The following is a 26,179-nucleotide window of genomic DNA, read 5'->3' as shown; positions in this document are numbered from 1 at the left end:
CTATTGAGCCGGGCGGGTTGCGGGCGTAATGACGTCGGCTTGCAGGGCACGCACGTCGAGGCTGATCTGATGCGCTCGCGCGCCAGGTGCCGAGGCATCCAGCACGGTGCGCCACTGTGCGCGGTCGATCTCGCGATAGCCCACGACCAGGCCGATATGACGCGTCGAGGGATCAAGGTCGCGGACCACGACTTGTCGAGCACCGGGTTGCACCAGCACTTCATCCTGATCGATCAGGTCGACGCCCAGGGTCGAGGCTGCGCGGTCGGCAAGCGCGAAATAATCGGCGCGCAGAAAGGCGGCGGTGTTCTTGAGTTCGTAAATCCGCACGCGCACTGGCGCGGGCTGGCCGGTGGCGCCGGGATTGAGCCCGACGACCGCTTGAAAATCGAGAGTGGCGGCATGGCTGGGCCCGGCCACCGGCATTTCTTGCGCGGGTTGCACGTCCTTGGCACAGGCACTGAGCAGCCACACAGTCAAAGCTGCCAATACAACGCTGCGATACATCCTTTTTCCTCGGGGCCTTGGCTATCGGGTTCGGTCATGCCGTTTCAGGAACGACGCAGCCGCGCACTGTGTTCTTCGTAGGCGCGACTGAATTCGCGGCCGAACAGATCCTGAAAATCGTCTTCGGCTTCGCGGGAAATCTTGCTGTAGAGCGTGGTGAATTGCTGCCAGTACTGCGCCTGCCGCGAGCCTCCAAACAGGCTCGACAGACCCGCGGCCTTGTCGCCCATTCGGGCCTCCAGCTCTGCGGGCTCGAAGCGTTTGAGCAAGTGCTTGATGGCGGCCTCGACGCCTGCCATCACCGCCAGCTGATGAGCTCGCAAGTCATCGAAACTGTCACGGACGGCCTGTTCAGGCGCCATGAATGCCTGGCTGCCGCGACGCAGCAGAAGCAACAGCGCTTCGTCGGCGTTGGGGGCGAATTTCAACGGGTTGTTTTCGACCGGCTGGATCATCGTCTGCTGCATGCGAAATTCAGCCTTGAGGCTGGTCCGCGCGCGCAATACATCGATAAGCCCTTCGACCACCAGCCGGTAGCTACGCCCGATGGCTTCCATCTGCTCTTCAGCCTGCTCGGTGTCGATACGCAACTGATCGAGCCCGGCACCCCGCAGGAACGCCATGAGCAGATCCGGTCTGGCGCCAGTTGGCGCTGACGCGATGGCCGGCTCGGCAACGGCGGCTACGGGCTCGGGCTCGGGCTCGGACTTGGCGAGTACAGGCGCCGGAATAATCGGTTCAGGCCTTGGTTCGACAACAGGAGGAGCCGGCCGGGCAATGTCGGCCAACGGGTCCCAGTCCTCGGGAATGACGCCCACGCTCGGCGCAGGTTTCTGCGCTGCAGGTGCAACGATAGGCGCAGGCGGGCGAAAATCATGTTGTTCGGCAGGCACATGGTCAGACTGAGTGGGCGGAGCAACGCTCGACGGCGTGAGGAAATCGAACAGGTCGGGGAACGTATCCTGAGAAGATCCACCCAGAAAATGCGCTGCCGCGGGAGGCGCTGCAACTGACGGTGCGCTCACGGGCGCCGGGCTGCCTTGCCGCGCCATCAGCGCCTCGAAACTGTTGGATGTATCGCCACCTGGCTGGTCAACGTTGCTCAACTGCATGTCGAAGTCGATACGCGCCCGAATTTCATACTCACCAATGCGAATGACTTCGCCGTCCTGCAACGGCTCACTGTTACCGCGCCGCAAACGGATACCGGCGTTTACCAGTTCGACGCCGTTGGTACTGAGGTCGGTTAAATAATAACGACCGTCTTTGTATTGGATGACGCAATGTTTTTGCGAAACAAGGCGTTCCGGGTCAGGAAGTATCCAGTCATTTTCTTGACCGCGGCCAATTGCCATCACTCCCATGTCCATTGATTTCTCAGGACATTGTCCGGGGGTGATCTTGTGGTAACTAGTGATAGTCAAGCACAGCGACATTGCGCCTCCCTGCATATATCGCGCATGAACAATTCAATATAGAAAGTGTGCCCGGCGCATGGACATGCGCTGCGGACGAAACGATTCCATCATTATTTTCTATTTTGCAGCTGTCTGTTCCAGGGCTTTCAAGCGTATGTTCACGAGAATGACACAGTATTGTGAAAGCCCTCACACTCCCCGTCGTTAGCGCGCTAAGCGCAACAAGGGGCGTATAGCTTAACCTTGACAACGCATCTGTACTACACCAAAAATGCACAACGCCAGCATCGCTGTGATCTCATTCTGATATCACTCAATCATAACTGGCAACCGTTTTGAGAACTTGTTCAAGAATTTTTCCTAAAGCACAGCAATACATCATCTGATTTGATAAGGAGATCGATGTTGGTGGATGTCCCGTTGTTGCTTGCCGCCATTTCCGCCAACTTTCCTTGTGGCGACGATCTGGAATACGACCCGGACTTTTTGCAATTGGAGCGCGACGCCCAAGGCAAACCGGAGCGCGTCATGGGCGATGCAATTCAACCAGCCGAACCTCCTCAATGGCGCGCCATCGAGCAGACGAGTGTGGCTTTGCTGCAGCGCAGTAAAGACTTGCGAATTACCCACTTCCTTTTGCAGAGCGCACTGGCTCTGGAAGGCGTTGCCGGTCTGAGCACAAGTCTGTCTCTGATCCAGCAACTGCTCGAACAGTATTGGGCCGATCTTTACCCGCAGCTCGATGCCGATGACGACAACGACCCGACCGTCCGGGTCAATGCATTGTCCGGGCTGGCCTGTGACACCAACGTGCGTCTGCTGCGCGAGAGTGTGCTGATCCGCTCCCGTGCGTTCGGCAACATCACATTGCGCGCGGCCCTCAGTGCCAGCGGTTTGCAGTCTTTCAGCGACGAGCACCTGAGTATTGAAGAGCTGTCGGGCGCGTTGCGTGATAGTGATCCGCAGCAGCTGGATGCCACTCGGGCTGCGCTCAACGACGCCCGTGCGGCGGCAGAAGCCATCGAGCGCCTGGTCTCCGACAAAGTGGGCTCGGCGCAAGGCGTCGATCTGTCGGCCTTGAAACAGCCGCTCAAGCAAGCCTTGCAGGTGCTCGGCGAGCTGGTAGCGACGCAGGATGAGCACGAGCAGCCGTCTGCAGACAGCGAATCGCCAGCCGATGATCCGGTCGGCACGGCGCAGCCTGCGAGTGCTGTTCGGTCGAAAGCCGGAATCGGCAGCCGCGACGACGTGGTCCGCAGCCTCGATGAGATCCTGGCGTATTACGCCCGCCATGAGCCATCAAGCCCGTTGCCGATGCTGCTGAACCGGGCCAAGAAGCTGGCACACGCAGACTTCGAGACCATCGTGCGCAATCTGATTCCGGACGGCATGTCCCAATTCGAAAACTTGCGCGGGCCCGAAGCTGACTGACACCTGATGGTGTCCCAGCCCGGGCCACGCAATCCCGTTACCGGCACCGACCGATGACGCCAACATCGTCGCAACAGCGACCAGGAGGAGCAACGTGGCGAAAACCAGTTCTCAGAAGTTCATTGCGCGCAACCGCGCGCCTCGCGTCCAGATCGAATATGACGTCGAGCTTTATGGGGCCGAGAAAAAGGTCCAGCTGCCTTTTGTCATGGGCGTCATGGCCGATCTGGCCGGCAAGCCTGTCGAGCCGCTTGCTCCGGTCGCGGACCGCAAGTTCCTGGAAATCGACGTCGACAACTTCGACTCGCGCCTCAAGGCGATGCAGCCACGCGTTGCATTCAACGTGCCCAACGAGCTGACCGGCGAAGGCAATCTGAGCCTGGATATGACTTTCGAAAGCATGGATGACTTCAGCCCGGCCGCCGTGGCCCGCAAGGTCGACTCGCTGAACAAGCTGCTCGAAGCGCGGACGCAGCTGGCCAACCTGCTGACCTACATGGACGGCAAGACCGGTGCGGAAGAAATCATCATGAAAGCCATCAAGGACCCCGCGCTGCTCCAGGCCCTGGCGAGTGCGCCAAAGCCTCAGGACTCCGAGCCCAACGCGTAATCAGGACCACAGATCATGACCGAATTGAGTCGCGAAAATCAGGCCCAGCCAGGGGCCACGGAACAGACCAGCGAATTCGCCTCGCTGCTGCTTCAGGAATTCAAACCCAAGACCGAGCGCGCTCGTGAAGCGGTGGAAACCGCTGTGCGCACGCTGGCCGAGCAGGCGCTGGCACAGACCGATCTGGTGTCCAACGATGCGATCAAATCGATCGAGTCGATCATTGCCGCCATCGACGCCAAGCTCACGGCACAGGTGAACCAGATCATCCATCACCCCGACTTCCAGCAAGTGGAAAGCGCCTGGCGTGGTCTGCACTATCTGGTCAACAACACCGAAAGCGACGAGCAGCTAAAGATCCGCGTCCTGAATATCTCCAAGCCGGAGCTGCACAAGACCCTGAAGAAGTTCAAGGGTACGGCGTGGGATCAGAGCCCGATCTTCAAAAAAATGTACGAAGAAGAATATGGCCAGTTCGGCGGCGAGCCGTATGGCTGCCTGGTGGGCGATTACTACTTCGATCAGTCCCCTCCGGATGTGGAGCTGCTGGGCGAACTGTCCAAGATCTGCGCGGCGATGCATGCGCCGTTCATTGCCGCCGCTTCGCCAACCGTCATGGGCATGGGTTCGTGGCAGGAACTGTCCAACCCGCGCGATCTAACCAAAATATTCACCACGCCTGAGTACGCGGGCTGGCGTTCGCTGCGCGAGTCGGAAGATTCCCGCTACATCGGCCTGACGATGCCGCGTTTCCTGGCTCGTGTGCCCTACGGTGCCAAGACTGATCCGGTCGAAGCCTTCGCTTTCGAAGAAAACACCGACGGTGCCGACAGCGCCAAATACACCTGGGCCAACGCGGCCTACGCCATGGCGGTCAATATCAACCGCTCGTTCAAGCACTACGGCTGGTGCTCGCGCATTCGCGGCGTGGAGTCCGGTGGCGAGGTGGAAAATCTGCCTGCGCACACCTTCCCGACCGACGACGGCGGCGTGGACATGAAGTGCCCGACCGAAATCGCCATCTCCGACCGTCGCGAGGCTGAACTGGCCAAGAACGGTTTCATGCCGCTGCTGCACAAGAAGAACACCGACTTCGCGGCGTTCATCGGCGCTCAGTCGTTGCAGAAGCCTGCCGAGTACGACGATCCGGATGCCACCGCCAACGCCAACCTGGCCGCGCGTCTGCCTTATCTGTTCGCCACTTGCCGCTTTGCGCACTACCTCAAGTGCATCGTGCGCGACAAGATCGGCTCGTTCAAAGAGAAGGACGAAATGCAGCGCTGGCTGCAGGACTGGATCCTCAACTATGTCGATGGCGATCCTGCGCACTCCACCGAAACCACCAAGGCGCAGCACCCGCTGGCGGCCGCGGAAGTCGTGGTCGAGGACGTCGAAGGCAATCCGGGTTATTACAACTCGCGCTTCTACCTGCGGCCGCACTACCAGCTCGAAGGGCTGACCGTCTCGCTGCGTCTGGTCTCGAAGCTGCCTTCGGCGAAGGGTGCTTGAAGAAAAGATGCTCTAGACGGCATAGGTAGGAGCGGAGCGGGCAGTGCTCCGTTTGTCTGCGAAGACGAAGCTGTTACCCGCGCAAACATTGCGTCTGTACCGGCCTCTTCGCGGACAAGTCCGCTCCTACAGTTCATGTCCGGGTGCGATCAATCAACTCAGTGGCCCATGCCACACAAGGAGAAAACATGGCTGTCGATATTTTCATCAAGATCGGTGACATCAAGGGCGAGTCGATGGACAAGGCCCACAAGGACGAAATCGACGTATTGAACTGGAGCTGGGGTATGTCCCAGACCGGCAACATGCATCAGGGCACCGGCGGCGGTGCGGGTAAGGTGAGCATTCAGGACCTGTCGATCACCAAGCATATCGACAAGGCCACGCCGAACCTGATGATGCATTGCTCCAGCGGCAAGCATATCGACAAGGTCAAGCTGACCGTGCGCAAGGCCGGTGGCGAGAGCCAGGTCGAGTATCTGATCATCAACCTCGAAGAAGTGATCATCACTTCTCTGAGCACCGGCGGTTCGGGCGGCGATGACCGCATGGTGGAGAACATCACCCTGAACTTCGCTCAGGTCACTGTCGACTACCAGCCACAGAAAGCCGACGGTTCCAAGGAAGGCGGCCCGGTCAAATACGGCTGGAACATCCGTTCCAATACCAAGCGCTGAGTATTGGCGTCCCCGGCGTTACAGGCCGGGGACGCTGGTATCGGCGACCGTGTCATCCACCTTCAATTTCTGTAAGGAAACAGATTCATGGCCAGACCTTCATTCGTGAATCTTTGGAAAGCCTATGATGATCTGAAAGTCGCGCACCCCGACCACAAGCCATGCGACGGCCCGTGGCTCAACCAGTGCGCCATCCGTCTGAGCGTCGCGCTATGCAACGAGCGCGGGCTGCCGGTCAATTCATCAACCTACAGCGAGCCGCGTTGCGCACACGGGCACGCCCGTGGTGCGGAATCACTCGCCAACTGGTTGTGGAAAAAACAGCATCTGGGCGCGCCTGTCATCTACAAAAACGGCGCCGCGGATCGCGTCAAACTGCTGAGCAAGACAGGCATTATTTTCTTCAAGGATTTTTATCAGCAGCCCAATGACGCCGAAGGCCATCCGAGCGGAGATCACATAGACCTGTGGGATCGAGGCATGACCCAGACCGGCGATTACTTTCACCGGGCCAAAGCAGTATGGTTCTGGGAGCTGAAATGATGCGCAAATTCCCCGTCGCCACCTTGCTCGCTTGCCTCACCGTGAGCCTCAGCGCCTGTGCGGCAGAGGTTCACTCCGACACTGCGCATACTGCTGCGGCCGAAGGCGTTACCAGAGGCGTTTTTGCCTCCAGAACGGTCAGCCTGGATGACGCCCAGGGGGTTTGCGTTCTGAACTACGAAGGGCATCCGCCGCTGAAACTGGATATGCAGTGGCCATGTCGGTTCAGCGAAGATCAAGCGCACCAGCTGCGGATCGAGAGCTTCAAACAGACTCCGATCCTGATGGTCGAGCGCAGTGAACCGATGCCGCCGCCAAGCCGAAACTGCAAGACGGACCGACAACCTGTACGCCTGCTCAACGGCAAGCTGGAGGCTGCGCCGGTAGGGCGGATCGCAACATGCGGCCCCGCGCACTGGGACCAGAAAGCGTTTACGGCGATGTTTGACTGGTGAACGACCTGACTCCGCGCGAGCGCCTGCAACCTTCCCTGCTCGACCGCCTCACTGACGACGACCCGGCCAATCCGCAGGAAAGCGCGGACAAGCGGGTGTTGTCCCTGAACCAGCTGAAAGCATCGGTGCTGCGTGATCTTGCCTGGCTGTTGAACACCACATCGCTGCTCGATGCCGACGCGACGCTGAACACCCACGCCGGAACCTCTGTGGTGAATTACGGGCTGCCGCCGCTGGCGGGCAACAGTGCTTCGAGCGTCGACATCGGCGTACTGGAAAGTCTGATCCATCGGGCAATCGTCACCTTCGAGCCGCGCATCCTCGCGCATACCCTGAGCGTTCGCGCGCGGATCGGCCGTGACCAGATGAACCACAACGCCTTGAGCTTCGAAATTCAGGGCGATCTGTGGGCACAACCAGTGGCCTTGCCCTTGCTGCTGCGCACCGAACTGGACCTGGAAACCGGTCACGTCAAGGTACTGCCGGCCGACTCACGGAGACATTCATGAACCCGCGCCTGCTCGGGCTGTACAACCAGGAACTGCAGCACATACGCGAGAGTGCCGCCGAGTTCGCCCGCGAGTACCCGAAGATCGCCGGTCGCCTGACCTTGTCCGGGCTGGACTGTGCGGACCCCTATGTCGAGCGCCTGCTCGAAGGCTTCGCTTATCTCACTGCGCGCGTGCAGCTCAAGCTCGACGCCGAGTACCCGACTTTTACCCACAACCTGCTGGAAATCGCTTACCCGCATTATCTGGCACCAACGCCGTCGATGACCGTGGTGCAGATGCAGGCCGATCCGGATGAGGGCTCGCTGAGCCAGGGTTTCACCTTGCCGCGCGACAGCGTGCTGCGGGGCGCGCTGGGCCGCGACTCCCAGACATCATGCGAATATCGCACCGCCCATGAGGTGACGTTGTGGCCGCTGAAGGTCAGCGACGCCGAATATTTCGGCAACCCGTCAGCGGTGCTCGGTCGTCTGGCGGCGAGCGAGCCGAAGGCCAAGGCAGGCTTGCGCATCACCTTGCGGGCCGGTGCCGAGCTGACGTTCGACAAGCTGAACTTGCACAGCCTTCCGCTTTATCTCAGCGGCTCGGACGAGCAACCGTTCCGGCTTTATGAACAACTGCTGGGCAACGCCTGCGCCGTCTTCGCACGCCAGCCGGGAGGAAATTGGGCGGAACGCCTGCCGGCAGACGCACTGCGACCCTGTGGTTTCGATGACCGTGAAGCCGCCCTGCCGGTAGTGCCCCAGGCCTTTCAGGGTTATCGCCTGCTGCAGGAATACTTCGCCCTGCCCCAGCGTTTTCTGTTCGTTGAGTTCGCTGAACTGACCCGCGCCGTACAGCGCTGCGACGGTCAGGAACTGGAGCTGATCGTATTGTTCGATCGCTTCGACCAGAGCCTGGAAAGCAGTATCGGTGCCGAACAATTCGTGCCGTTCTGCACGCCTGCGATCAACCTGTTCCCTCGCCGTCTGGATCGGATTCACCTGTCCGACCGTGTCCACGAACACCATGCCATCGCCGACCGAACCCGGCCGATGGATTTCGAGATCCACTCGCTCAAATCCGTGACCGGCCACGGCACTGGCCCGGATCAGCCTTTCCTGCCGTTCTATGCGGTGCGTGACCCGTCACGTTACGGCCGTGACAAGGCCTGGTACATCCTGCGCCGCGAGCCTCGCGTGCTCTCCAGCGAGCAACGCCGCAGTGGCACACGCTCGACCTACGTCGGCAGTGAAACCTTCATCAGCCTGGTCGACAGCGAGCAAGCGCCCTACAGGCACGACCTGCGGCAGCTGGGCCTGAGTGCGCTGTGTACGAACCGGGATCTGCCATTGTTCATGAGCGTGGGCAGCGGTAAATCGGACTTCACCCTGGCCGACAGCGCGCCGGTGTCGGCCATTCGCTGTCTTGCCGGACCGAGCCGACCGCGCGCCAGCCATGCTCACGACAACAAGGCGTGGCGCTTGATCAGCCAGCTCTCGCTCAACTACCTGTCGTTGAGCGAACAAGGTCAGGGCGCTGCGGCCTTGCGCGAACTGTTGCGCCTGTATGGCGACGACCATGACGCGGCCCTGCAGTTGCAGATCGAAGGCCTGCTGGAAGTCAGCAGCAAGCCCTGTACCCGACGTCTGCCGATGCCCGGCCCAATCGTGTTCGGTCGCGGCCTGGAAATTACTCTGAAATTCGACGAAAACGCTTTCCGCGGCACCGGCGTGTTTTTGCTTGGCGCGGTGTTCGAGCGTTTCCTGGCACGTTATGTGTCGATCAACAGTTTTACCGAGACGGTGATTCGTACCACCGAACGCGGCGAGATCATGCGATGGAAAGCCAAGCCCGGACGCCGTCCGACCCTGTGAATACGTTGACCGACATGCACGAGCAGCCCTGGGAATACGATTTCTTCCAGGCTCTGCGACGTATCGAGTGCGAATCGCCCCAGCTGCCGCGCTTCGGTCACTCGGTGCGCCTGGCCGATGACCCGCTGCGCCTGGGCCAGCAGCCGGAAAGCTCATTCGCGCCATCCACGCTGGCATCGGTGAAACCGGCAAGCGATGGCCAGCCGGCGCGTCTGGAGCAATTCTTCTTCGGCCTCGGCGGTCCCAACGGCCCGCTGCCGTTGCACATTACCGAGTACGTGCGCGAGCGCCAGCGCAACAACGCCGACAGTGCCAGCAAGCGTTTTCTGGATGTGTTTCATCATCGTCTGCTCAGTCTGTTCTATCGGGCCTGGGCCGAGGCGCGCCCGACCGTCAGCCACGACCGCCCCGATGACGATTACTGGTCCGCGCGTCTCGCCGCGCTCAGTGGCCGGGGCATGTCGAGCCTGCGTGATCAGAGCGTCATTCCTGACACCGCCAAGCTGCATTTCAGCGGGCACCTCGCGGCCCAGACCCGTTACCCGGACGGCCTGCGGGCCATTCTGGCGGAGTACTTCGGACTGCCGGTGGAGATTGAAGAGTACGTCGGCCAGTGGCTCGAACTGCCCGAGCGCAGTCGTCTGGGCGTCAGCTCCAACCGGTTGGGGAGTGATTTCTGCCTGGGCCGTTATGTGTGGGACCGTCAGCACAAATTCCGTGTTCGCCTGGGGCCTTTGAAGCTTGCCGATTACATGGGCATGTTGCCGGACGGCCAGCCTTTCAAGGAACTGGTTGCCTGGGTTGCCGAGTACCTGGGCCACGAACTGGACTGGGACCTGAACCTGATTCTGGAGCAGCACGAAGTGCCGCTCTTCCAACTCAACGGGCGGCAGCGGCTGGGGTTCAACACCTGGCTGGGCAGGCCCGCTCACGATGCCAGGGACTTGATCCTGGCCCGGCATTACGCCGACCAGACAACGTCCGCACAACTTTCAGGGAGCAATGAACATGGGTGAAATCAGCCGCGCGGCACTGTTCGGCAAACTCAACAGCGTGGCCTACAAAGCCATCGAAGCCGCGACCGTATTCTGCAAGTTGCGGGGTAATCCGTATGTCGAACTGGCGCACTGGTTCCATCAGCTCCTGCAGCTTCAGGACTCGGACCTGCATCGCATCGTGCGCCAGTTCAATATCGAACCCGCGCGTCTGGCCCGTGACCTGACCGAAGCTCTGGACCGCCTGCCGCGTGGCTCGACGTCGATCACCGATCTGTCGTCCCATGTCGAGGAAGCGGTCGAGCGCGGCTGGGTATACGGCAGCCTGATGTTCGGTGAAAGCCAGGTCCGCACCGGCTATCTGGTGGTCGGAATTCTCAAGACGCCAAGCCTGCGTCATGCGCTGCTGGGCCTGTCTTCGGAGTTTGACAAGGTCAAGGTCGAGAGCCTGAGCGAGCGTTTTGACGAGTATGTCGGCGACTCGCCGGAAAACGCCCTGAGCGCCAGCGACGGTTTCAACGCCGGTGCCGTACCGGGCGAAGCCAGCGGCGCGATGTCACCCAGCGCCCTGGGCAAACAGGAAGCACTGAAAAAATTCACCGTGGACCTCACCGAACAGGCGCGTAGCGGAAAGCTCGACCCGATCGTGGGCCGCGACGAGGAAATTCGCCAGCTGGTGGATATCCTCATGCGCCGCCGCCAGAACAATCCGATTCTGACTGGCGAAGCCGGCGTCGGCAAAACCGCGGTGGTTGAAGGCTTTGCACTGCGTATTGTGGCCGGTGACGTTCCGCCCGCGCTCAAGGACGTCGAGCTGCGCAGCCTGGACGTTGGCCTGTTGCAGGCTGGCGCGAGCATGAAAGGCGAATTCGAACAGCGTCTGCGCCAGGTCATCGAAGACGTGCAGGCCTCGCCCAAGCCGATCATCCTGTTTATCGACGAGGCTCACACGCTGGTCGGCGCCGGTGGCGCTGCGGGGACTGGCGACGCGGCCAACCTGTTGAAGCCTGCATTGGCGCGCGGCTCATTGCGCACGGTCGCGGCTACCACCTGGGCCGAGTACAAAAAGCACATTGAAAAAGACCCTGCCCTGACTCGCCGCTTCCAGGTCGTGCAAGTGGCCGAGCCATCCGAAGACAAGGCTCTGCTGATGATGCGCGGCGTCGCGTCGACCATGGAACAGCACCATCAGGTGCAGATCCTCGACGAAGCGCTGGAGGCCTCGGTCAAGCTTTCTCATCGCTACATCCCGGCGCGCCAGTTGCCAGACAAATCCGTCAGCCTGCTGGACACTGCCTGCGCCCGCGTCGCCATCAGCCTGCACGCGGTTCCGGCGCAGGTCGATGACAGCCGCCGGCGAATCGAAGCCCTGGAAACCGAACTGCAGATCATCGCCCGTGAACAGGCCATTGGCATCGACATCGGCTCGCGGCAAACCAGTGTCGAGGCACTGCTGCTGACCGAGCAGAAACGTCTGGCCGAACTGGAAACGCGCTGGGCCGACGAGAAAGCACTGGTCGACGAACTGCTCGCTCTGCGCGCCCAACTGCGCGAAACCGCGGGTGCGGTCGACAGTGATCCCGACACTGACCAGGGCAAGACACTGCGCGAGCAATTGATGCAGTTGCAGCAACGCTTGAGCGAACTGCAAGGCGAGGCCCCATTGATCCTGCCGACCGTGGACTACCAGGCCGTGGCCTCGGTGGTGGCTGACTGGACCGGTATTCCGGTGGGCCGCATGGCGCGCAATGAGCTGGAAACCGTCCTCAACCTGGATCACCACCTCAAGAAACGCATTATCGGTCAGGATCACGCGCTGCAGATGATCGCCAAGCGTATCCAGACTTCCCGCGCCGGGCTGGACAATCCTGGCAAACCCATCGGCGTGTTCATGCTGGCCGGCACTTCCGGCGTAGGCAAAACCGAAACCGCGCTGGCGCTGGCCGAAGCCTTGTACGGCGGCGAGCAGAACGTGATCACCATCAACATGAGCGAATTCCAGGAAGCCCATACGGTTTCGACGCTCAAGGGCGCGCCACCGGGGTACGTCGGCTACGGCGAGGGCGGCGTACTGACCGAGGCCGTGCGTCGCAAGCCGTATAGCGTGGTGCTTCTCGACGAAGTGGAAAAAGCCCACCCGGACGTGCACGAGATTTTCTTTCAGGTGTTCGACAAGGGCGTGATGGAGGATGGCGAAGGCCGGGTCATCGATTTCAAGAACACGTTGATTCTACTGACCACCAACGCCGGCACCGAGCTGATTTCCCATTTGTGCAGGGACGCTCTGGACGTGCCGGACCCTGAAGCCATCGCCAAGGCGCTGCGCCAGCCGCTGCTGGAAATTTTCCCGCCCGCGCTGTTGGGTCGTCTGGTGACCATTCCGTATTACCCGCTCAGCGACACCATGCTCAAGGCCATCACCCGCCTGCAGCTGGACCGCATCAAGAAACGCGTCGAGAGCACTCACAAAGTCGCTTTCGATTACGACGACGAGGTCATCGACCTCATCGTGTCGCGCTGTACCGAGACCGAAAGCGGCGGCCGCATGATCGATACCATCCTGACCAACACACTGCTGCCGGACATGAGCCGCGAGTTCCTGACCCGCATGCTCGAAGGCAAAGCCTTGGCCGGCGTGCGCATCAGCCAGCGGGATAACGATCTGCATTACCAGTTCAGTGACGAGACCTGATGACCGTGCAGTACCAATCCCGTGGCAACGGTTCTGTGGGAGCCAGCTTGCTGGCGAAGAGGCCGGTACAGCTGCATCTGGTGTGCCGACTGGAAGTACGCCTTCGCGGACAAGTCCGCTCCCACAAGCAAGCATCTGGTGTGCCACGGTCCTGTGGGAGCCAGCGGGCGGCGATCCGTCTTGCTGGCGAAAGGCCGGTTGCGCCGCCACATCTTCAGCGACAAAGACAATGCTCTCGAAAATGCCATGAAATCAATGCAACGAGATAACCGATGAACTTCCAGCAACTCACCCGCCTGGCGCAGGTCACCAGCCCGCTGGGGCCCGATGTGCTGCTGCTCAAGGACATGAGTGGCGGCGATGAGTTGGGCCGGCTGTTCAGCTACGACCTGCAACTGACGTCTTCGGACGGCAGCATCGACCTCAACCAGTTGCTGGGCAAGCCAATGAGCCTGGCACTGCAACTGGCCGGCAGTGGCCAACGGTATTTCCACGGCATCGTGGCGCGCTGCAGTCAGAACGTCGAGCGCGGCCAGTTCGCCAGTTATCAGGTCACGTTGCGGCCCTGGCTGTGGCTGCTCACCCGCACCTCCGACTGCCGGATCTTTCAGAACCAGACCATCCCGCAAATCATCAAGCAGGTGTTCCGCGATCTGGGTTTTTCTGACTTCGAGGACGCACTCAGCCGCCCTTATCGCGAGTGGGAATACTGCGTTCAGTATCGCGAAAGCAGCTTCGATTTCGTCAGCCGCCTGATGGAACAGGAAGGCATCTATTATTTCTTCCGCCACGAGAAGGACAGGCACGTTCTGGTTCTGGCTGACGCATACGGCGCGCACCAGCCGGTTCCTGGCTATGAATCGGTGCCCTACTTCCCGCCTGACGGCCAGCACCGGGAACGCGACCATATCAACGACTGGCGGCTGGCTCAGGAAGTCCAGCCTGGATCGCTTGAGCTCAACGATTACGACTTTCAGCGGCCCAGCGCGAGCATCGAAGTACGCTCGGCGATGCCCCGGCCGCACACTGCGGGCGATTACCCGCTGTACGACTACCCCGGCACCTATGTGCAAAGCCAGGACGGCGAACATTACGCCCGCACCCGCCTGGAAGCGCTGCAGAGTCTGCACGAGCGCGTAGAGCTGAGCGGCAATGCGCGAGGGCTGGGCGCCGGTCACTTGTTCAGCATGAGCGGATTCGGCCGCCAGGATCAGAACCGCGAATACCTGATTGTGGGCGCGCGTTACTACATCGCCCAGGAAAGTCTGGAAACCGGAGCCGGAAGCGCTGGCGTCCAGTTTGAGAGCAGCCTGACCTGCATCGACGCCCAGCAGAGCTTTCGGCCACTGGCCGACACACCGCGCCCGGTCGTCAAAGGTCCGCAGACCGCCTTGGTGGTGGGGCCCGCTGGCGAGGAAATCTGGACCGACCAGTTTGGCCGCGTCAAGGTGCACTTCTATTGGGACCGCCACGACCAATCCAACGAGAACAGCTCGTGCTGGATTCGCGTCTCGCAGGCCTGGGCAGGCAAGAATTGGGGGTCGATGCAGATCCCGCGGATCGGCCAGGAAGTGATCGTCAGCTTTCTCGAAGGTGATCCCGACCGCCCGATCATCACCGGCCGTGTCTATAACGCCGAGCAGACCGTGCCCTACGATTTGCCGGCCAACGCCACCCAGAGCGGCATGAAGAGTCGCTCCAGCAAGGGCGGCACGCCGGCCAACTTCAACGAAATCCGTATGGAGGACAAGAAGGGTGCCGAGCAGCTGTACATCCATGCCGAGCGCAATCAGGACATCGTGGTCGAGGCAGATGAAAGCCACTCCGTCGGCCACGACCGCGTCAAAAGCATTGGCCACGACGAGACGGTGCTGATCGGTAATAACCGGGTGCGCATCGTCAGGCAAGAGGATGTGCTGGCAGTCGGAAAAAGCAAGACCGATAGCATCAGCCAGAGCTACCTGATCGAGGTGGGCGAAAACCTGCGGCTGGTCTGCGGTGCCAGTGTGCTGGAGCTCAACGCCAGCGGCCAGATCAACCTCTGTGGTGTGCAGATCAGCTTCCACGCAAGTGGCGACGCGCAGTTCAACACTGGCGGCGTACTGCACCTGAACAACGGGAAAGGAGCCGATGCGACGCCTGAAGGCCAAGGCGTCAAAGCGTCCATCGACGCCAACATCGCAGCCGTCTTTCCCAAGCCCAAATAACGAGATTTCGCCCCATGACGTATCGCATCAATGAACTTCAGTTCCAGCTGCCGGACAGCTCGCTGCACGACGCTTCGATCAATATTCTCAAGTTTCCGGATCTGGGTACTTCGTTGATCATCAGCCGCAGCTTGCTGGCCGAAGGCGAGACTCTGCACAGCAATTTCGACGATCAGCTCAAACGCCTGGAGAAACAGGTTCAGGACCTGCGTTTCCAGCCCGTGCAGAACGTGCGTGTGGGTGCGGGTTCCACGATCGACGCCATCGAGTTGCACAGTCAGTTCAGCAAAGGTGCGGAAGACGTCTATCAGTATCAGCTCGCATTCGTGCAGCCAGATACCCGCAAGATGATCGCCCTCAGCTACGTGAAGGCCCAGCCCTTGAGTGAAGCCGAAGCGGCCCATTGGGCGACGCTCAAGCAAACACTGATGTTCGGTTGATGAGCGACCTGCATGTCTGATGCTCTCTGGGCTGCCCGCCTCGGCGACGGGCTCGAACACAGTTCCATGATGGCCGATGTCCTGGGCGGCGTGCTGGAGGTGGCGGCCAACGTCGCCATCGGCGCCCTGGCGACAGCCGCCGTGGTAGCGGCGACCGGCATAACAGTGGCTACCGCTGGGCTTGGCGCCTGCGTTCTGGGAGCGGTCGTCGGCGTCGTGGTCGGTGTGGCGATGAGCAAGACCGGCGCCGACAAAGGCCTCTCCGAAATGTGCGAGGGCATCGGCAACAGCCTGTTCCCGCCGGTGGTGATGGCAACGATCCTGACCGGCTCCACCGATACGCTGACCAACTCCATTCCGGCCGCGCGGGCCGCGGGCTCCGTTCCTGCGCACATGAGCCCGGCGGTATCCGGCGGCGGGTCGGACACTGCGCAGTCCGGCGATCCGGCACAGGGCGATGAGCCCGGCTTTCTGGACATCGCCAAAGGTTTCTTCTCCCAGATGTGGCGCCCTACCGTCGCCACTCCCGCGCCGGGCGCAGTGCCCAAACCGCTGGATCTGGTGGCCTGCATGAAACATCCACCCATGCCGCCGCAATTTCTTGCAGAAGGATCGGAGAAGGTCAGCATCAACGGCCAGCCCGCGGTGCGTAGCGGCGACCGCAGCACGTGTGATGCCAAAGTCGTGTCGTCCGGAATGATCTCTTCCAACGTCACCATCGGCGGCGGTTCGGTGGTGGTACGCGAGATCCGCAGCGGCAAGACGCCCGGCGTCGGCCTGGCGGTAACTGCACTGATGATGCTCAAGGGCGCCAAGGGCAACTTCAAGGCCAACCTACCGTGCATGCTCATGGCCGGGGTCAACTCTTTCGTCGTCAGTCAGGCCACCGGCGCGCTGTCGAACGCCATCGCCGGATCGCCCAACCCGGTGCACGCCGCAACCGGCGCCAAGGTGCTGGGCGGCGCGGATGAGCTGGATTTCGTATTGCCGGGCGTGCTCGCCATCGACTGGCAACGCTTCTACAACAGTCGCGATGAGCGTCGCAACAGCCTGTTGGGCAACGGCTGGAGCCTGTCTTACGAGATCACTGTGCTGATCGAAGCGCATCCGGACGGTGGTGAACGTCTGCTGTACATCGATGAGCAGGCGCGGCGCATCGACATGGGCTCGATAGCGCGAGGTGCCGCGGTGTATAGCGCCGGCGAAGGCCTGGCGGTCAGGCGCAACGACGACGGTCGCCTGCTGATCGAGAGCGACGACGGGCTGTATCGACTGTTCGAACCGACGCCTACTGACGCGTCGCGCCTGCGTTTAAGCCAGCTGGGCGACCGTAACGACAACCGCATTTACCTCGACTACGACCAGGCCGGCAGGCTGGTGCGCCTGCGCGATACCCTCGATTGGGTTCAGGTAGAACTGATCTACAGCGAGCAATGGCCCGAGCGCCTGCAACAGGTCGAGCGGCTGTATCCCGATCAGCAGCGCGAGGTGCTGGTCAGCTATGGCTACGACGGCCGGGGCGATCTGGCGGAAGTGCGCAATGCCGTGGGCCAGATCCAGCGCCGCTTCGCCTACGATTTGGATCGACGCATGTTCGAGCACCAGCTCCCTACCGGCTTGCGCTGCTTTTACGAGTGGGCCCAGGTCGATGGCGTTGAGTGGCGCGTGGTTCGGCACTGGACCGATGAGGGCGACAGCTATGCGTTTGGCTATGACCTGAAAAATGGCGTGACCCGGGTTGTGGATGGCCTGCAACGCAACAGCTTGCGCCGCTGGAACGCGCAGCATCAGATCACCGAGTACACCGACAATCTGGGCAGCATCTGGCGCTTCGAATGGAACGACGAGCGCCAGCTGCTGAGCGCTACCGATCCACAGGGCGGACAGTACCGTTACGGCTACGATGAAGCGGGCAACCTGTCCGAAACGCTGGACCCGCTGGGCCGGCGCGAGTCGATTCTGTGGCTGGAGCACTGGGCGCTGCCGTTGGTGGAAACTGACGCTGCCGGCAACAGCTGGCACTACCGCTATGACCCTCGTGGCAACTGCACTGAAGAAATCGACCCACTGGGCCAGGTCACCCGCTATCGCTATGACAGCCATGGTCAGACCGTGGAAATCATCGACGCCACTGGCAAGCACAAGACTTTGCAATGGAGCGAGCTGGGGCAACTGATCGAGCATGTCGACTGTTCGGGTTATCCAACCCGTTTCGGCTACGACCGGCATGGCTATCTGCAAGTGGTCACCGACGCGCTGGGCGAACGCACCACTTATGAACATGACGCCCAGGGCCGACTCCTGCGCAGCCAGCTACCGGACGGGCGCGTTGAGCAATACCTGCGCGACGGCAGCGGACAGCTCACGGGACATATCGACCCCGCAGGGCACGCCACCGGCTATCAGTACGACCGGCGCGGCCAGGTACGTCAGCGGATTGATGCGCTCGGCAGAACCGTGCAGTTCAGCTACGACGCCTACGGCCGCTTGCAGGCGCTGACCAACGAAAACGGCGAAAGCTACCGGTTCGCCTGGGATGCGGGCGACCGGCTGACTGGACAAACGGAGCTCGACGGAAGCGCCCGACGTTACGGCTATGACCTGCTGGATAACACCACTCGAGTGGAGTGCGTACCGGCGCCTTTTGGCAATGGTCTGGCGCTGGTCCCGAGCGAGGCGGTGCCGCCCATCGTCCATCTGCTGGAGCGCGACCCGGTTGGGCGCCTGATCGCCAAGGTCACCGACGACGGCCGCACGGAGTACCGCTATAACCCGCTCGATCAACTGACCGACGTGACGTTCACCGACCCTGCGGGCCAGGCCTCCAGCCTGAAGTTCACGTATGACGCGCTGGGCCGGCTGATAGAAGACCAGAGCGCTGCGGGCAGCCTCAAGCATCGTTACGACGAACTGGGGAATCTGCTTCAGACCCAGCTACCCGACGGTCGCTGGCTCAATCATCTGTATTACGGCAGCGGCCATCTGCATCAGATCAACCTCGACGGCCAGCTGATCAGCGACTTCGAGCGTGATCGCCTGCACCGCGAAGTGCTGCGCACCCAGGGCCAGATAAGCACGCGCAGCGAATACGATCGCAGTGGAAGGCTGCGTTCCCGCAAGCGACGACATGCCAGCCAGTCGCCGATCCTGCCTGCGGCCGCGCAGAAGCACTTCGAGTTTGACCCTGCCGACAACCTGATCGGCCGCCTTGATCAACAGCCGCGCGGCGAGCAGCGCCAGCTGCTGCACTACGACGCCACAGGCCGCATCATCGCCAGCCAGGACAACCTGCAAGGCCAGCACGAAACCTTCGCCTATGACGCCGCCGCCAACCTGCTCGACGGCCCGCCTCGGGGTGCAGGCCTGGTGGTGCACAACAAGCTGTTGACCTATCAGGACAAGCGCTACCGCTACGACGCCTTCGGCCGGATGATCGAGAAGCGCAGCGGCAGCGACCGCGTCCAGCGCTTTGCTTATGACGCCGAGCACCGGCTGATCGAAGTGCGCAACCAGCATGGCCCGCGCGAAACCATCGTGAAGATGGTGTACGACCCGCTAGGGCGGCGGATCGAAAAAAACGAGCACGATAACCACGGCTTCCCGCTAGGCGAAACCCGTTTCACCTGGGATGGCATGCGCCTGTTGCAGGAACACAGGAACAGCCAGACCAGCCTGTACATATACGCAGACCACGGCTACGACCCCCTCGCCCGCGTCGACGGCATCGGCGCCCTGCAAAAGGTCCGCTACTACCACAACGACCTCAACGGCCTGCCGGAGCAACTGACCGAAAGCGACGGCCATACCGTCTGGCAGGCGCGCTACCGAGTGTGGGGCAACACCGCCGAAGAAATCCGCGAACCGTACTACATCGAAGAACAGAACCTGCGTTTTCAAGGTCAATACCTGGACCGCGAAACGGGGCTGCACTTCAATACATTCAGGTTCTACGACCCGGATATCGGCCGATTTACCACGCCGGATCCTATCGGGCTGGCGGGCGGGATTAACCTGTATCAATACGCGCCGAATCCGATTGGGTGGGTGGATCCATTAGGACTCAATCCGGGTGATCTGGTCAGATATAAAATCCGTCCATCAGTAACGCCCCAAGCGGGGACGAGAGAAAGCGCGATAGCGCGCGCGTGGGGTGAAGAAAGGTCATTGGTCGCCAGCGGTGGCGGGTCAAGGAACTGGAGCGCGGCTGAGCGAGAAACGATTCTGAACACTCGGAACAATCGCAAATTGAGCTCGATCATGTCTGAAGCTGGCTATACAGGTCACCACATCAACAGCGTCAAAGGAAACGGTTCTACGGGAGGAGCCTGGCAGGGAGACCCGCGGAACATTGTATTCCTGCAAAACCAAAATCACCCTAGCGGAGTGGATGAGCACCTGAACAGTTCACAGGGCCATCGTGGAAAGTATAATAATGCGGGCCGTGGGCGACTCATTGACCGCATAAAAACTTCAGGCAGCATTACCGGTTGCAAAAAATAACAGGGGAAATACGATGGCGGACCTGGAAACAGCATTATTCAAATTAAAGAAAGCGCATGGAGATTTCCTCCTTCCGGGGGTCTTTGACCGAAATCGCGATCTGGACGACTGCTGGCCCAGCGATCTACCGCGCTCATCAGAAACCGATCTTTTTTTCACCAATTATGAACCCAGGGGCGTCCGTTTCGAAACCGGCTTCACTCCCATGAACTTTTTTGAAGTTGCAAAGCTCAAAAAGGCGCAGCTTGGCTACCGATGGACTCAAGGTCCGGAAAATACGAAAAGTGTCGCCACTTGGCCTGGTCAGTTTCTGGTTTTGATGGATGGTAGCGGAGGCGGGAAACCAATAATAGCCGACACGAGCACGACAGGGACTCCGGTTTATGCTGCCTATGACGTAGTAGTTCCGTTTAAAATAGCGGATACACTTGCGGATTATTTCCTGGCATTGGCCGAACTGATCGCCGTGGTGTATGGAGAATATGACGTTTTTGATATAGCCGATGAGGACGATAATATCCTTCCTGAGTTTTCTAAGACGTTAGAGGTAAACCTTATAGCTATATTAGGGAAAGAAAATTTCGTCCGATTTTTTGACTATTTTTATGGTTAACTCATGTCTTATGCGGCAGTACCCATGACCTCTTCAGCTGCCAAGTCACAGGGTGCTTAGAACTCTGACTTTTCAACGCTTCCAAAACTGTAATTGGTCAACCAACGGTTCGCCTGCCTTACATGACCGAGCATATTCGAATCGCGGTCCATACCAAGCTGACTCGCCTAATTGGCCTGCGAACCGCGGACCTGTGGGAGGCAGCTTGCTGGCGATAGCGGCCATGCGGAAATGAGGTTTGTCAGAACGGCCGGCAGCCGTTCTGACAAGTAGTGAGCTTACTGGCCGCTCAACGCGCCCACTTTGCCCAGCACATTGGCCATGAACTGCTGCAAAGGCATTTTCTGCCCGTTGAAATCGACCACATCGTTCGCGTAGTGCAAGTTGGAAACGATGTTGTCGCCGTCAACCTTTGCCAGTTGCATCATTTCTGCCATGGCGCTGGCCATGTCGCTGGCTGCGGTAGCCTGTTCGGCGATCTGTTTCAGGTCGGTCTGGCCTTCACGAATGGCTTGCTGGGTGGCCAGGTCGCGGATCATTGGCTTGGAGACCACGATGTTCGCGTTGATCTCGCCCAAGGTTTTCATGGCAATGACGTCAGCCGGTTGATCCAGCGAACCCGGGTTGGTCAGGTCGACCGCGACGCGCATGTGGCTTTCGCCGTTGGCCGTCTTGAGCGACAGTTTTTCCATTTCGATGTGCGGCTTGCCAGCCAGGAGCGTGGCCAGGTCAGTGTCCAGACGCTGCTGGTCAGCGGGCTCAAGTTGCAGCGGCTGCGGCTCTTCCGACAGCGCGGCGGCCTGCTGCTGCGGCAGGATTTTGGTTTCGTACAGCTCGTAAAGCGACTGGGTCGCAGCCACGTCGAAGTTGCTGATCTTGAAGCCCAGATGAGCCGAGCCCACGTCTTTCCCGGCATAGACGATCATGCCGATGTCGTAGTTGACCTGCGCGGCGAACTTGCCGCCCTCTTCCTGGGCAAGGTTGGTGTTGGTCAGATCCTTGATGCGCACCGGTGGCTTGCCCACGACCTGGAAGCCGGCGTCTTGGAGCTTCATGGTGGTGTGACCCAGATAGAAGCCGGACTTGCCTTTGGTGCCACCGGTATCGAAAGTCATGCCTTTGGCTTCGATGCTCACCGGGCCGTCCGGCGAATCGACATTCAGTTGCAGGTTGTCCATGTTGCCCGCAAGGCTCACCTTCTCCGCATCGGCCGAGGCCTCCACGTTCAGATTGAGACCGGAAAACTTGAAAGTACCGTCGGTATCGTTCATCTCCAGCGGCGCCATCTGCAGCCAGCCTTTGGTGGAACGATCATAGCCGACGCTGGCCTGCCCCTTGATCGGTGCTACGTCCTTGCTGAGGGCGAACCATTTTTCCGTGCTTTCGTTCTTTTCCATCTCGAAATTGCTGAGCGCCATGACCGGCACGAGGTTCAGCTTTTTAAGACGCGACAGCGGCAGCGGGCCGTGCTCAATATTGTCGACAAATTGCAGTTGGGCACTCTGGCTGCTATCGGCCAGGTTCTGGACATCCACGCGATAATGCGCGGTGCTGCTGAAGAGGTGGCGATCCAGCGAAAGCATTTCCAGGGTTACGCTGGTGTTGGTGCCCTTGAAGGACTGCGTTAGTTCCTGATTGGCCTTCTGGATCGAGTCCTTCAGAACGCCTTCCAGTTGAGTCCCGGTATACCAGGCGCCAGCTGTCGCCACCGCACCCGCCACCACAACGACCCCAACCGCTATACCTGCTGCTTTATTCATAATGACTCGACGATATCCGTTCTGTTGATTGAAGAGGTCTTCCCTGGCCTCGCGACCTGCGCGCTGACGGCGGGATGACGATCCGCTGCACTGCCGAAAAGTCGCGAGAGATTATCATTGGCTGCGGCCGGCGGCCCAGCGTTGTCGGCAGCTTCTGTGGCCGACTGCGCCTTTTGCAGATATTTCGGCCCCGGCGCCTTGGCGTGCGTTACCTGAAGCGCCACGCAGACTGGGGTAGCCACGGTCTTGGCCTAACCGGTAGGCTGAGAACGAATTTGGTTAACGGATGTGACGACATGAGTGCAGAGCAAACCGAAAGACGCCCGATCAAGGCTGTAATTTTCGATATGGACGGCTTGTTGCTGGACACGGAGGGCATCTATACCGAGGTCACGCACCTGATCGCAAGCCAGTACGGGAAGACCTTCGACTGGTCCGTCAAGCAGCACACCATTGGACGGGGCGCGCGGGATTTCGCGGGCTACGTGATCGGTGCGCTGGAGTTGCCCATTTCGGTCGATGAGTTTCTGGAAGTTCGTGAGCCCATGCTGGATGAACGTTTCCCGCGCTCGGCGGCGATGCCGGGTGCCGAGGCGCTGGTGCGTCACCTGGCGGCAAACGAAATCCCGATCGCCGTAGGCACCAGCTCTTCAGTGCATTACTTCAAGGCCAAGACGACCTTGCATCGTGCCTGGTTCGAGTTGTTCGAAACGGTCGTGACAGCTGATGACCCCGAAGTAGGCGCGGCTAAACCTGCCCCGGATATCTTTCTGGTCGCGGCGCGCAGACTGGGTGTCGATCCACGGGATTGCCTGGTCTTCGAGGACTCGCCCTTCGGTGTAACCGCCGCCAAAGCTGCGGGCATGGCGGCTGTTGCGGTGCCCGACTCGCACATGCCGGTCGAGCAATACGAGCACGCGGACCTGATATTGTCTTCTCTGGCTGACTTCCCGCTCCAGGCCTGGGGTTTGCCGGGCATGCAGAAGCCCTGATCAACGGCCCGAACCGGCTCTGCGGGCCGGTTCGAACGCATCCGACGGATGCATATGCCACCCCCCTTACCGATTCTGTCCTTCTAAAGACCTTCCTTTTTCGTCTTTCCCACTTTGCCGCAAACCGGCCAGTATGGCCGGTCCACAGACCGTCAATGACATGGAGGATATCGAGATGACCTACCGAACCCTTGGCCAGTCCGGCCTGAAAGTCTCAACACTGACACTCGGCACCATGATGTTCGGTGAGCAGACGAACGCAGAGGACTCTGCGCGAATCATCGACAAGGCTTGGGATCAAGGCGTCAACTTCATCGACACCGCCGACGTCTACAACGCAGGACGTTCGGAGGAAATAGTCGGCAAGGCCATTGCAGCCCGGCGCAGCGACTGGATTCTGGCGACGAAGGTGGCGATAGGTCCTGCTGACGGAGTCCCCAACCGCGCAGGTCTGAACCGCAAGCATATCTTCAACGCCATCGACGACAGCCTGCGCCGGCTCGATACGGACTATCTGGACATCTATTACCTGCACAAGGAAGACCATGCCACGCCGCTGGAGGTGACGGTTTCCGCTATCGGTGATCTGATCCGCGCTGGAAAGATTCGCTACTGGGGCGTTTCCAACTTCCGTGGCTGGCGCATTGCGGAGATCGTCAATGTGGCTCAACGCCTGGGTGTTGATAAGCCGGTAATCAGTCAGCCGTTGTACAACATCGTCAACCGACAGGCCGAAACCGAGCAGATCACGGCGGCAGCCTTTCACGGTCTCGGCGTTGTGCCCTACAGCCCGCTGGCGCGTGGTGTGCTCAGTGGCAAGTACGCACCGGACGCGACGCCGGACAGCGACAGCCGTGCCGGGCGTCAGGACAAACGCATTCTGGAAACCGAGTGGCGCTCGGAATCGCTGCGCATCGCCCAGCGTATTCAGGACTACGTTCGCGACAAAGGCGTTGGTAGTGTCGAGTTCGCCATTGCCTGGGTGCTGAATAACCAGGCCGTCAGCTCGGCGATTGTCGGCCCGCGTACCGAGCAGCAATGGGACAGCTATATCAAGGCGCTGGATGTGACCATCACCGCAGAGGATGAAGCGTTCATTGATTCACTGGTGACACCGGGCCACGCCTCGACACCGGGCTTCAATGACGTACAGCATTTCGTCTCGGGTCGATTTGCCCGCTGATTCGCTTCCTCAGCCGGGTGTGCTTGCTTCAAGTGACTGGCAGTAATGCTTTCGCGTGAGCACACCTGGTTATAGCGCTCGTCTGAAAATCCATAAGGCCTGCGCTTCTCATGCTACCGGCGCTTGATGACCCGCTAAGATACCCCTCATATGTTTTGTTTCCCTGTCGATATGGAATATGCCAAGGCTGTCCCAAGCACCCGGAACAGCAATGCCATAGCCACGCGACTTTCTCGCCGCTATTGGCTACGCTGTACCAGTCCGAATTGCTTTGGATCCAATCGAGCCAGGTTTTGAAGAAGTGTGGCCATGCGCAAAACTGAAAGAGAAACCTTCCTGTGCGCCGTTCTCGGCAATGAACAAGTCCCCGCGAGCGTTGCTCGTGCGGTCATCGAAGAAAAGCTGCGCAACGCTATCCTCGATGGCAGCCTGCCCAGTGGGACAGCGCTGCGTCAGCAGGAGCTGGCATCACTATTTGGCGTAAGCCGCATGCCGGTACGTGAAGCGTTGCGCCAGCTTGAAGCCCAGTCGCTGCTGCGTGTCGAAGTCAACAAAGGGGCGGTTGTCGCGCCACTGATCACAGAAGACGCGGTAGACGCTTATGGGCTGCGCATTCTGCTGGAATCCGAAGCATTACGCCTCTCCGTTCCGTTGCTCGACGCCGCCGACTTTGCGACAGCACGCCGTTGCATCGAAATGATGGAAGTCGAAACCGATTACACCCGCATGGGCGCGCTCAACAAGATGTTCCACCTGTCGCTTTATGCCAAAGCCACTAACCGGCGGCTGATGCAGCTTGTGGAACAAGGCCTGAACGAGGAAGAGCGTTTCCTGCGTTTCAACCTCGAAAAAATGAACCTTGGCAAACTTGCGCAGGACGACCACTGGCAGCTGCTGCACCTGGCTGAACGCAGGGCCGTCGAACCTATCGTCGAAGTGCTTCATCTGCATCTCAACCGGGGCGTCAAAGCGATTACCCGTTACCTCGACTGCCTCGCCGAAGCTGAAGCAAAGCCCGCATCTGCGCGCAGCAAAAGGCGCGCCTGACTCCTCCCCGCCCATGCATGCACTCGTTGGCTTTTCACTGAGCCGGGCGAAGTGCGGGCCATCCTTTCTATCCCATCCCCCGGCGTCAAGGCGGTCATCCCGCCAGCCGCTCTTACGTCCGCTTTTCTGCATGCCAGGTTGGCCGACTTGCGGAATAAGGCAAACTCGTTGAAGACCCGGGTGAATCCAACCGGAGGATAAACCCGGATCAAGGATGGGCTGCTCCGGATTCGGA

At 60.2% G+C, this 26,179-nt stretch carries 20 protein-coding genes; 17 read left to right on the top strand and 3 right to left on the bottom strand.

Annotation, left to right across the window (positions count from 1 at the left end; all coding sequences use genetic code 11):
- Positions 1 to 507: a type VI secretion system lipoprotein TssJ gene (gene tssJ, locus J3P77_RS00675; RefSeq protein ID WP_434678942.1), complete on the bottom strand. Its 507-nt coding sequence runs from the start codon at positions 505 to 507 to the stop codon at positions 1 to 3.
- 44 nt (positions 508 to 551) lie between these two features.
- Positions 552 to 1,943, bottom strand: coding sequence for a type VI secretion system-associated FHA domain protein TagH (gene tagH, locus J3P77_RS00670; protein ID WP_434678940.1), 1,392 nt, complete (start codon positions 1,941 to 1,943; stop codon positions 552 to 554).
- Positions 1,944 to 2,333: 390 nt separating this feature from the next.
- Here tagH and tssA point away from each other — a divergent pair, with 390 nt between their 5' ends.
- The 14 genes from tssA (at position 2,334) to J3P77_RS00600 (ending at position 20,962) form a co-directional block, all read left to right on the top strand.
- Positions 2,334 to 3,356 carry a type VI secretion system protein TssA gene (gene tssA / locus J3P77_RS00665; protein WP_434681819.1) on the top strand — a complete coding sequence of 341 codons (1,023 nt, stop codon included), beginning with the start codon at positions 2,334 to 2,336 and terminating at the stop codon, positions 3,354 to 3,356.
- A gap of 94 nt (positions 3,357 to 3,450) precedes the next feature.
- On the top strand, positions 3,451 to 3,966 hold the full coding sequence (tssB, locus tag J3P77_RS00660) for a type VI secretion system contractile sheath small subunit (protein WP_434678939.1): 516 nt from the start codon (positions 3,451 to 3,453) through the stop codon (positions 3,964 to 3,966).
- Positions 3,967 to 3,981: 15 nt separating this feature from the next.
- On the top strand, positions 3,982 to 5,475 hold the full coding sequence (tssC, locus tag J3P77_RS00655; RefSeq protein WP_434678937.1) for a type VI secretion system contractile sheath large subunit: 1,494 nt from the start codon (positions 3,982 to 3,984) through the stop codon (positions 5,473 to 5,475).
- A 188-nt stretch (positions 5,476 to 5,663) separates the two neighbouring features.
- Positions 5,664 to 6,152 carry an Hcp family type VI secretion system effector gene (locus J3P77_RS00650; RefSeq protein ID WP_434678935.1) on the top strand — a complete coding sequence of 163 codons (489 nt, stop codon included), beginning with the start codon at positions 5,664 to 5,666 and terminating at the stop codon, positions 6,150 to 6,152.
- 87 nt (positions 6,153 to 6,239) lie between these two features.
- Complete coding sequence (locus tag J3P77_RS00645; protein WP_434678933.1) at positions 6,240 to 6,695, top strand: type VI secretion system amidase effector protein Tae4; 456 nt, start codon at positions 6,240 to 6,242, stop codon at positions 6,693 to 6,695.
- Positions 6,692 to 7,150, top strand: coding sequence for a hypothetical protein (locus J3P77_RS00640; RefSeq protein ID WP_434678932.1), 459 nt, complete (start codon positions 6,692 to 6,694; stop codon positions 7,148 to 7,150). The genes J3P77_RS00645 and J3P77_RS00640 overlap by 4 nt, the downstream gene beginning before the upstream one ends.
- On the top strand, positions 7,147 to 7,659 hold the full coding sequence (tssE, locus tag J3P77_RS00635) for a type VI secretion system baseplate subunit TssE (protein WP_434678930.1): 513 nt from the start codon (positions 7,147 to 7,149) through the stop codon (positions 7,657 to 7,659). The genes J3P77_RS00640 and tssE overlap by 4 nt, the downstream gene beginning before the upstream one ends.
- The gene (tssF, locus tag J3P77_RS00630; RefSeq protein WP_434678929.1) at positions 7,656 to 9,515 is read left to right on the top strand and encodes a type VI secretion system baseplate subunit TssF; all 1,860 of its coding nucleotides are present in this window, start codon (positions 7,656 to 7,658) and stop codon (positions 9,513 to 9,515) included. The genes tssE and tssF overlap by 4 nt, the downstream gene beginning before the upstream one ends.
- Positions 9,479 to 10,531: a type VI secretion system baseplate subunit TssG gene (gene tssG, locus J3P77_RS00625; protein WP_434678927.1), complete on the top strand. Its 1,053-nt coding sequence runs from the start codon at positions 9,479 to 9,481 to the stop codon at positions 10,529 to 10,531. Before tssF ends, tssG begins: the two co-directional genes overlap by 37 nt.
- Positions 10,524 to 13,202: a type VI secretion system ATPase TssH gene (gene tssH / locus J3P77_RS00620; protein WP_434678926.1), complete on the top strand. Its 2,679-nt coding sequence runs from the start codon at positions 10,524 to 10,526 to the stop codon at positions 13,200 to 13,202. The genes tssG and tssH overlap by 8 nt, the downstream gene beginning before the upstream one ends.
- Positions 13,203 to 13,474: 272 nt before the next feature.
- The gene (locus J3P77_RS00615) at positions 13,475 to 15,409 is read left to right on the top strand and encodes a type VI secretion system tip protein VgrG (protein ID WP_434678924.1); all 1,935 of its coding nucleotides are present in this window, start codon (positions 13,475 to 13,477) and stop codon (positions 15,407 to 15,409) included.
- A gap of 14 nt (positions 15,410 to 15,423) precedes the next feature.
- Positions 15,424 to 15,849, top strand: coding sequence for a DcrB-related protein (locus tag J3P77_RS00610; RefSeq protein ID WP_434678923.1), 426 nt, complete (start codon positions 15,424 to 15,426; stop codon positions 15,847 to 15,849).
- Positions 15,850 to 15,861: 12 nt separating this feature from the next.
- Positions 15,862 to 20,349, top strand: coding sequence for an RHS repeat-associated core domain-containing protein (locus J3P77_RS00605; RefSeq protein ID WP_434678921.1), 4,488 nt, complete (start codon positions 15,862 to 15,864; stop codon positions 20,347 to 20,349).
- A 13-nt stretch (positions 20,350 to 20,362) separates the two neighbouring features.
- Complete coding sequence (locus J3P77_RS00600) at positions 20,363 to 20,962, top strand: hypothetical protein (RefSeq protein ID WP_434678920.1); 600 nt, start codon at positions 20,363 to 20,365, stop codon at positions 20,960 to 20,962.
- Positions 20,963 to 21,240: 278 nt separating this feature from the next.
- Here J3P77_RS00600 and J3P77_RS00595 read toward each other — a convergent pair whose 3' ends face one another.
- Complete coding sequence (locus tag J3P77_RS00595; protein WP_434678919.1) at positions 21,241 to 22,722, bottom strand: YdgA family protein; 1,482 nt, start codon at positions 22,720 to 22,722, stop codon at positions 21,241 to 21,243.
- A gap of 296 nt (positions 22,723 to 23,018) precedes the next feature.
- Here J3P77_RS00595 and J3P77_RS00590 point away from each other — a divergent pair, with 296 nt between their 5' ends.
- The 3 genes from J3P77_RS00590 (at position 23,019) to J3P77_RS00580 (ending at position 25,944) form a co-directional block, all read left to right on the top strand.
- Positions 23,019 to 23,714, top strand: coding sequence for an HAD-IA family hydrolase (locus J3P77_RS00590; protein ID WP_434678917.1), 696 nt, complete (start codon positions 23,019 to 23,021; stop codon positions 23,712 to 23,714).
- A 175-nt stretch (positions 23,715 to 23,889) separates the two neighbouring features.
- Positions 23,890 to 24,897, top strand: coding sequence for an aldo/keto reductase (locus J3P77_RS00585; protein ID WP_434678916.1), 1,008 nt, complete (start codon positions 23,890 to 23,892; stop codon positions 24,895 to 24,897).
- 309 nt (positions 24,898 to 25,206) lie between these two features.
- A complete protein-coding gene (locus J3P77_RS00580) occupies positions 25,207 to 25,944 on the top strand; it encodes a GntR family transcriptional regulator (protein WP_434678915.1) in 738 nt (245 codons plus the stop codon).
- Positions 25,945 to 26,179 lie beyond the last annotated feature (235 nt).

This window comes from Pseudomonas sp. R1-18 (assembly GCF_051132095.1).
Classification (GTDB): Bacteria; Pseudomonadota; Gammaproteobacteria; order Pseudomonadales; family Pseudomonadaceae; genus Aquipseudomonas.
Note: the sequence above shows the minus strand (reverse complement) of the source record. Positions and strands in the feature narration are given on the sequence as shown.

Bases quoted from the DNA above. Each gene is read 5' to 3' on its own strand.
- tssJ (WP_434678942.1), bottom strand. From the start codon at position 507: ATGTATCGCAGCGTTGTATTGGCAGCTTTGACTGTGTGGCTGCTCAGT.
- tagH (WP_434678940.1), bottom strand. From the start codon at position 1,943: ATGTCGCTGTGCTTGACTATCACTAGTTACCACAAGATCACCCCCGGA.
- tssC (WP_434678937.1), top strand. From the start codon at position 3,982: ATGACCGAATTGAGTCGCGAAAATCAGGCCCAGCCAGGGGCCACGGAA.
- J3P77_RS00650 (WP_434678935.1), top strand. From the start codon at position 5,664: ATGGCTGTCGATATTTTCATCAAGATCGGTGACATCAAGGGCGAGTCG.
- J3P77_RS00645 (WP_434678933.1), top strand. From the start codon at position 6,240: ATGGCCAGACCTTCATTCGTGAATCTTTGGAAAGCCTATGATGATCTG.
- J3P77_RS00640 (WP_434678932.1), top strand. From the start codon at position 6,692: ATGATGCGCAAATTCCCCGTCGCCACCTTGCTCGCTTGCCTCACCGTG.
- tssF (WP_434678929.1), top strand. From the start codon at position 7,656: ATGAACCCGCGCCTGCTCGGGCTGTACAACCAGGAACTGCAGCACATA.
- tssG (WP_434678927.1), top strand. From the start codon at position 9,479: ATGGAAAGCCAAGCCCGGACGCCGTCCGACCCTGTGAATACGTTGACC.
- tssH (WP_434678926.1), top strand. From the start codon at position 10,524: ATGGGTGAAATCAGCCGCGCGGCACTGTTCGGCAAACTCAACAGCGTG.
- J3P77_RS00615 (WP_434678924.1), top strand. From the start codon at position 13,475: ATGAACTTCCAGCAACTCACCCGCCTGGCGCAGGTCACCAGCCCGCTG.
- J3P77_RS00610 (WP_434678923.1), top strand. From the start codon at position 15,424: ATGACGTATCGCATCAATGAACTTCAGTTCCAGCTGCCGGACAGCTCG.
- J3P77_RS00605 (WP_434678921.1), top strand. From the start codon at position 15,862: ATGTCTGATGCTCTCTGGGCTGCCCGCCTCGGCGACGGGCTCGAACAC.
- J3P77_RS00600 (WP_434678920.1), top strand. From the start codon at position 20,363: ATGGCGGACCTGGAAACAGCATTATTCAAATTAAAGAAAGCGCATGGA.
- J3P77_RS00595 (WP_434678919.1), bottom strand. From the start codon at position 22,722: ATGAATAAAGCAGCAGGTATAGCGGTTGGGGTCGTTGTGGTGGCGGGT.
- J3P77_RS00590 (WP_434678917.1), top strand. From the start codon at position 23,019: ATGAGTGCAGAGCAAACCGAAAGACGCCCGATCAAGGCTGTAATTTTC.
- J3P77_RS00585 (WP_434678916.1), top strand. From the start codon at position 23,890: ATGACCTACCGAACCCTTGGCCAGTCCGGCCTGAAAGTCTCAACACTG.
- J3P77_RS00580 (WP_434678915.1), top strand. From the start codon at position 25,207: ATGCGCAAAACTGAAAGAGAAACCTTCCTGTGCGCCGTTCTCGGCAAT.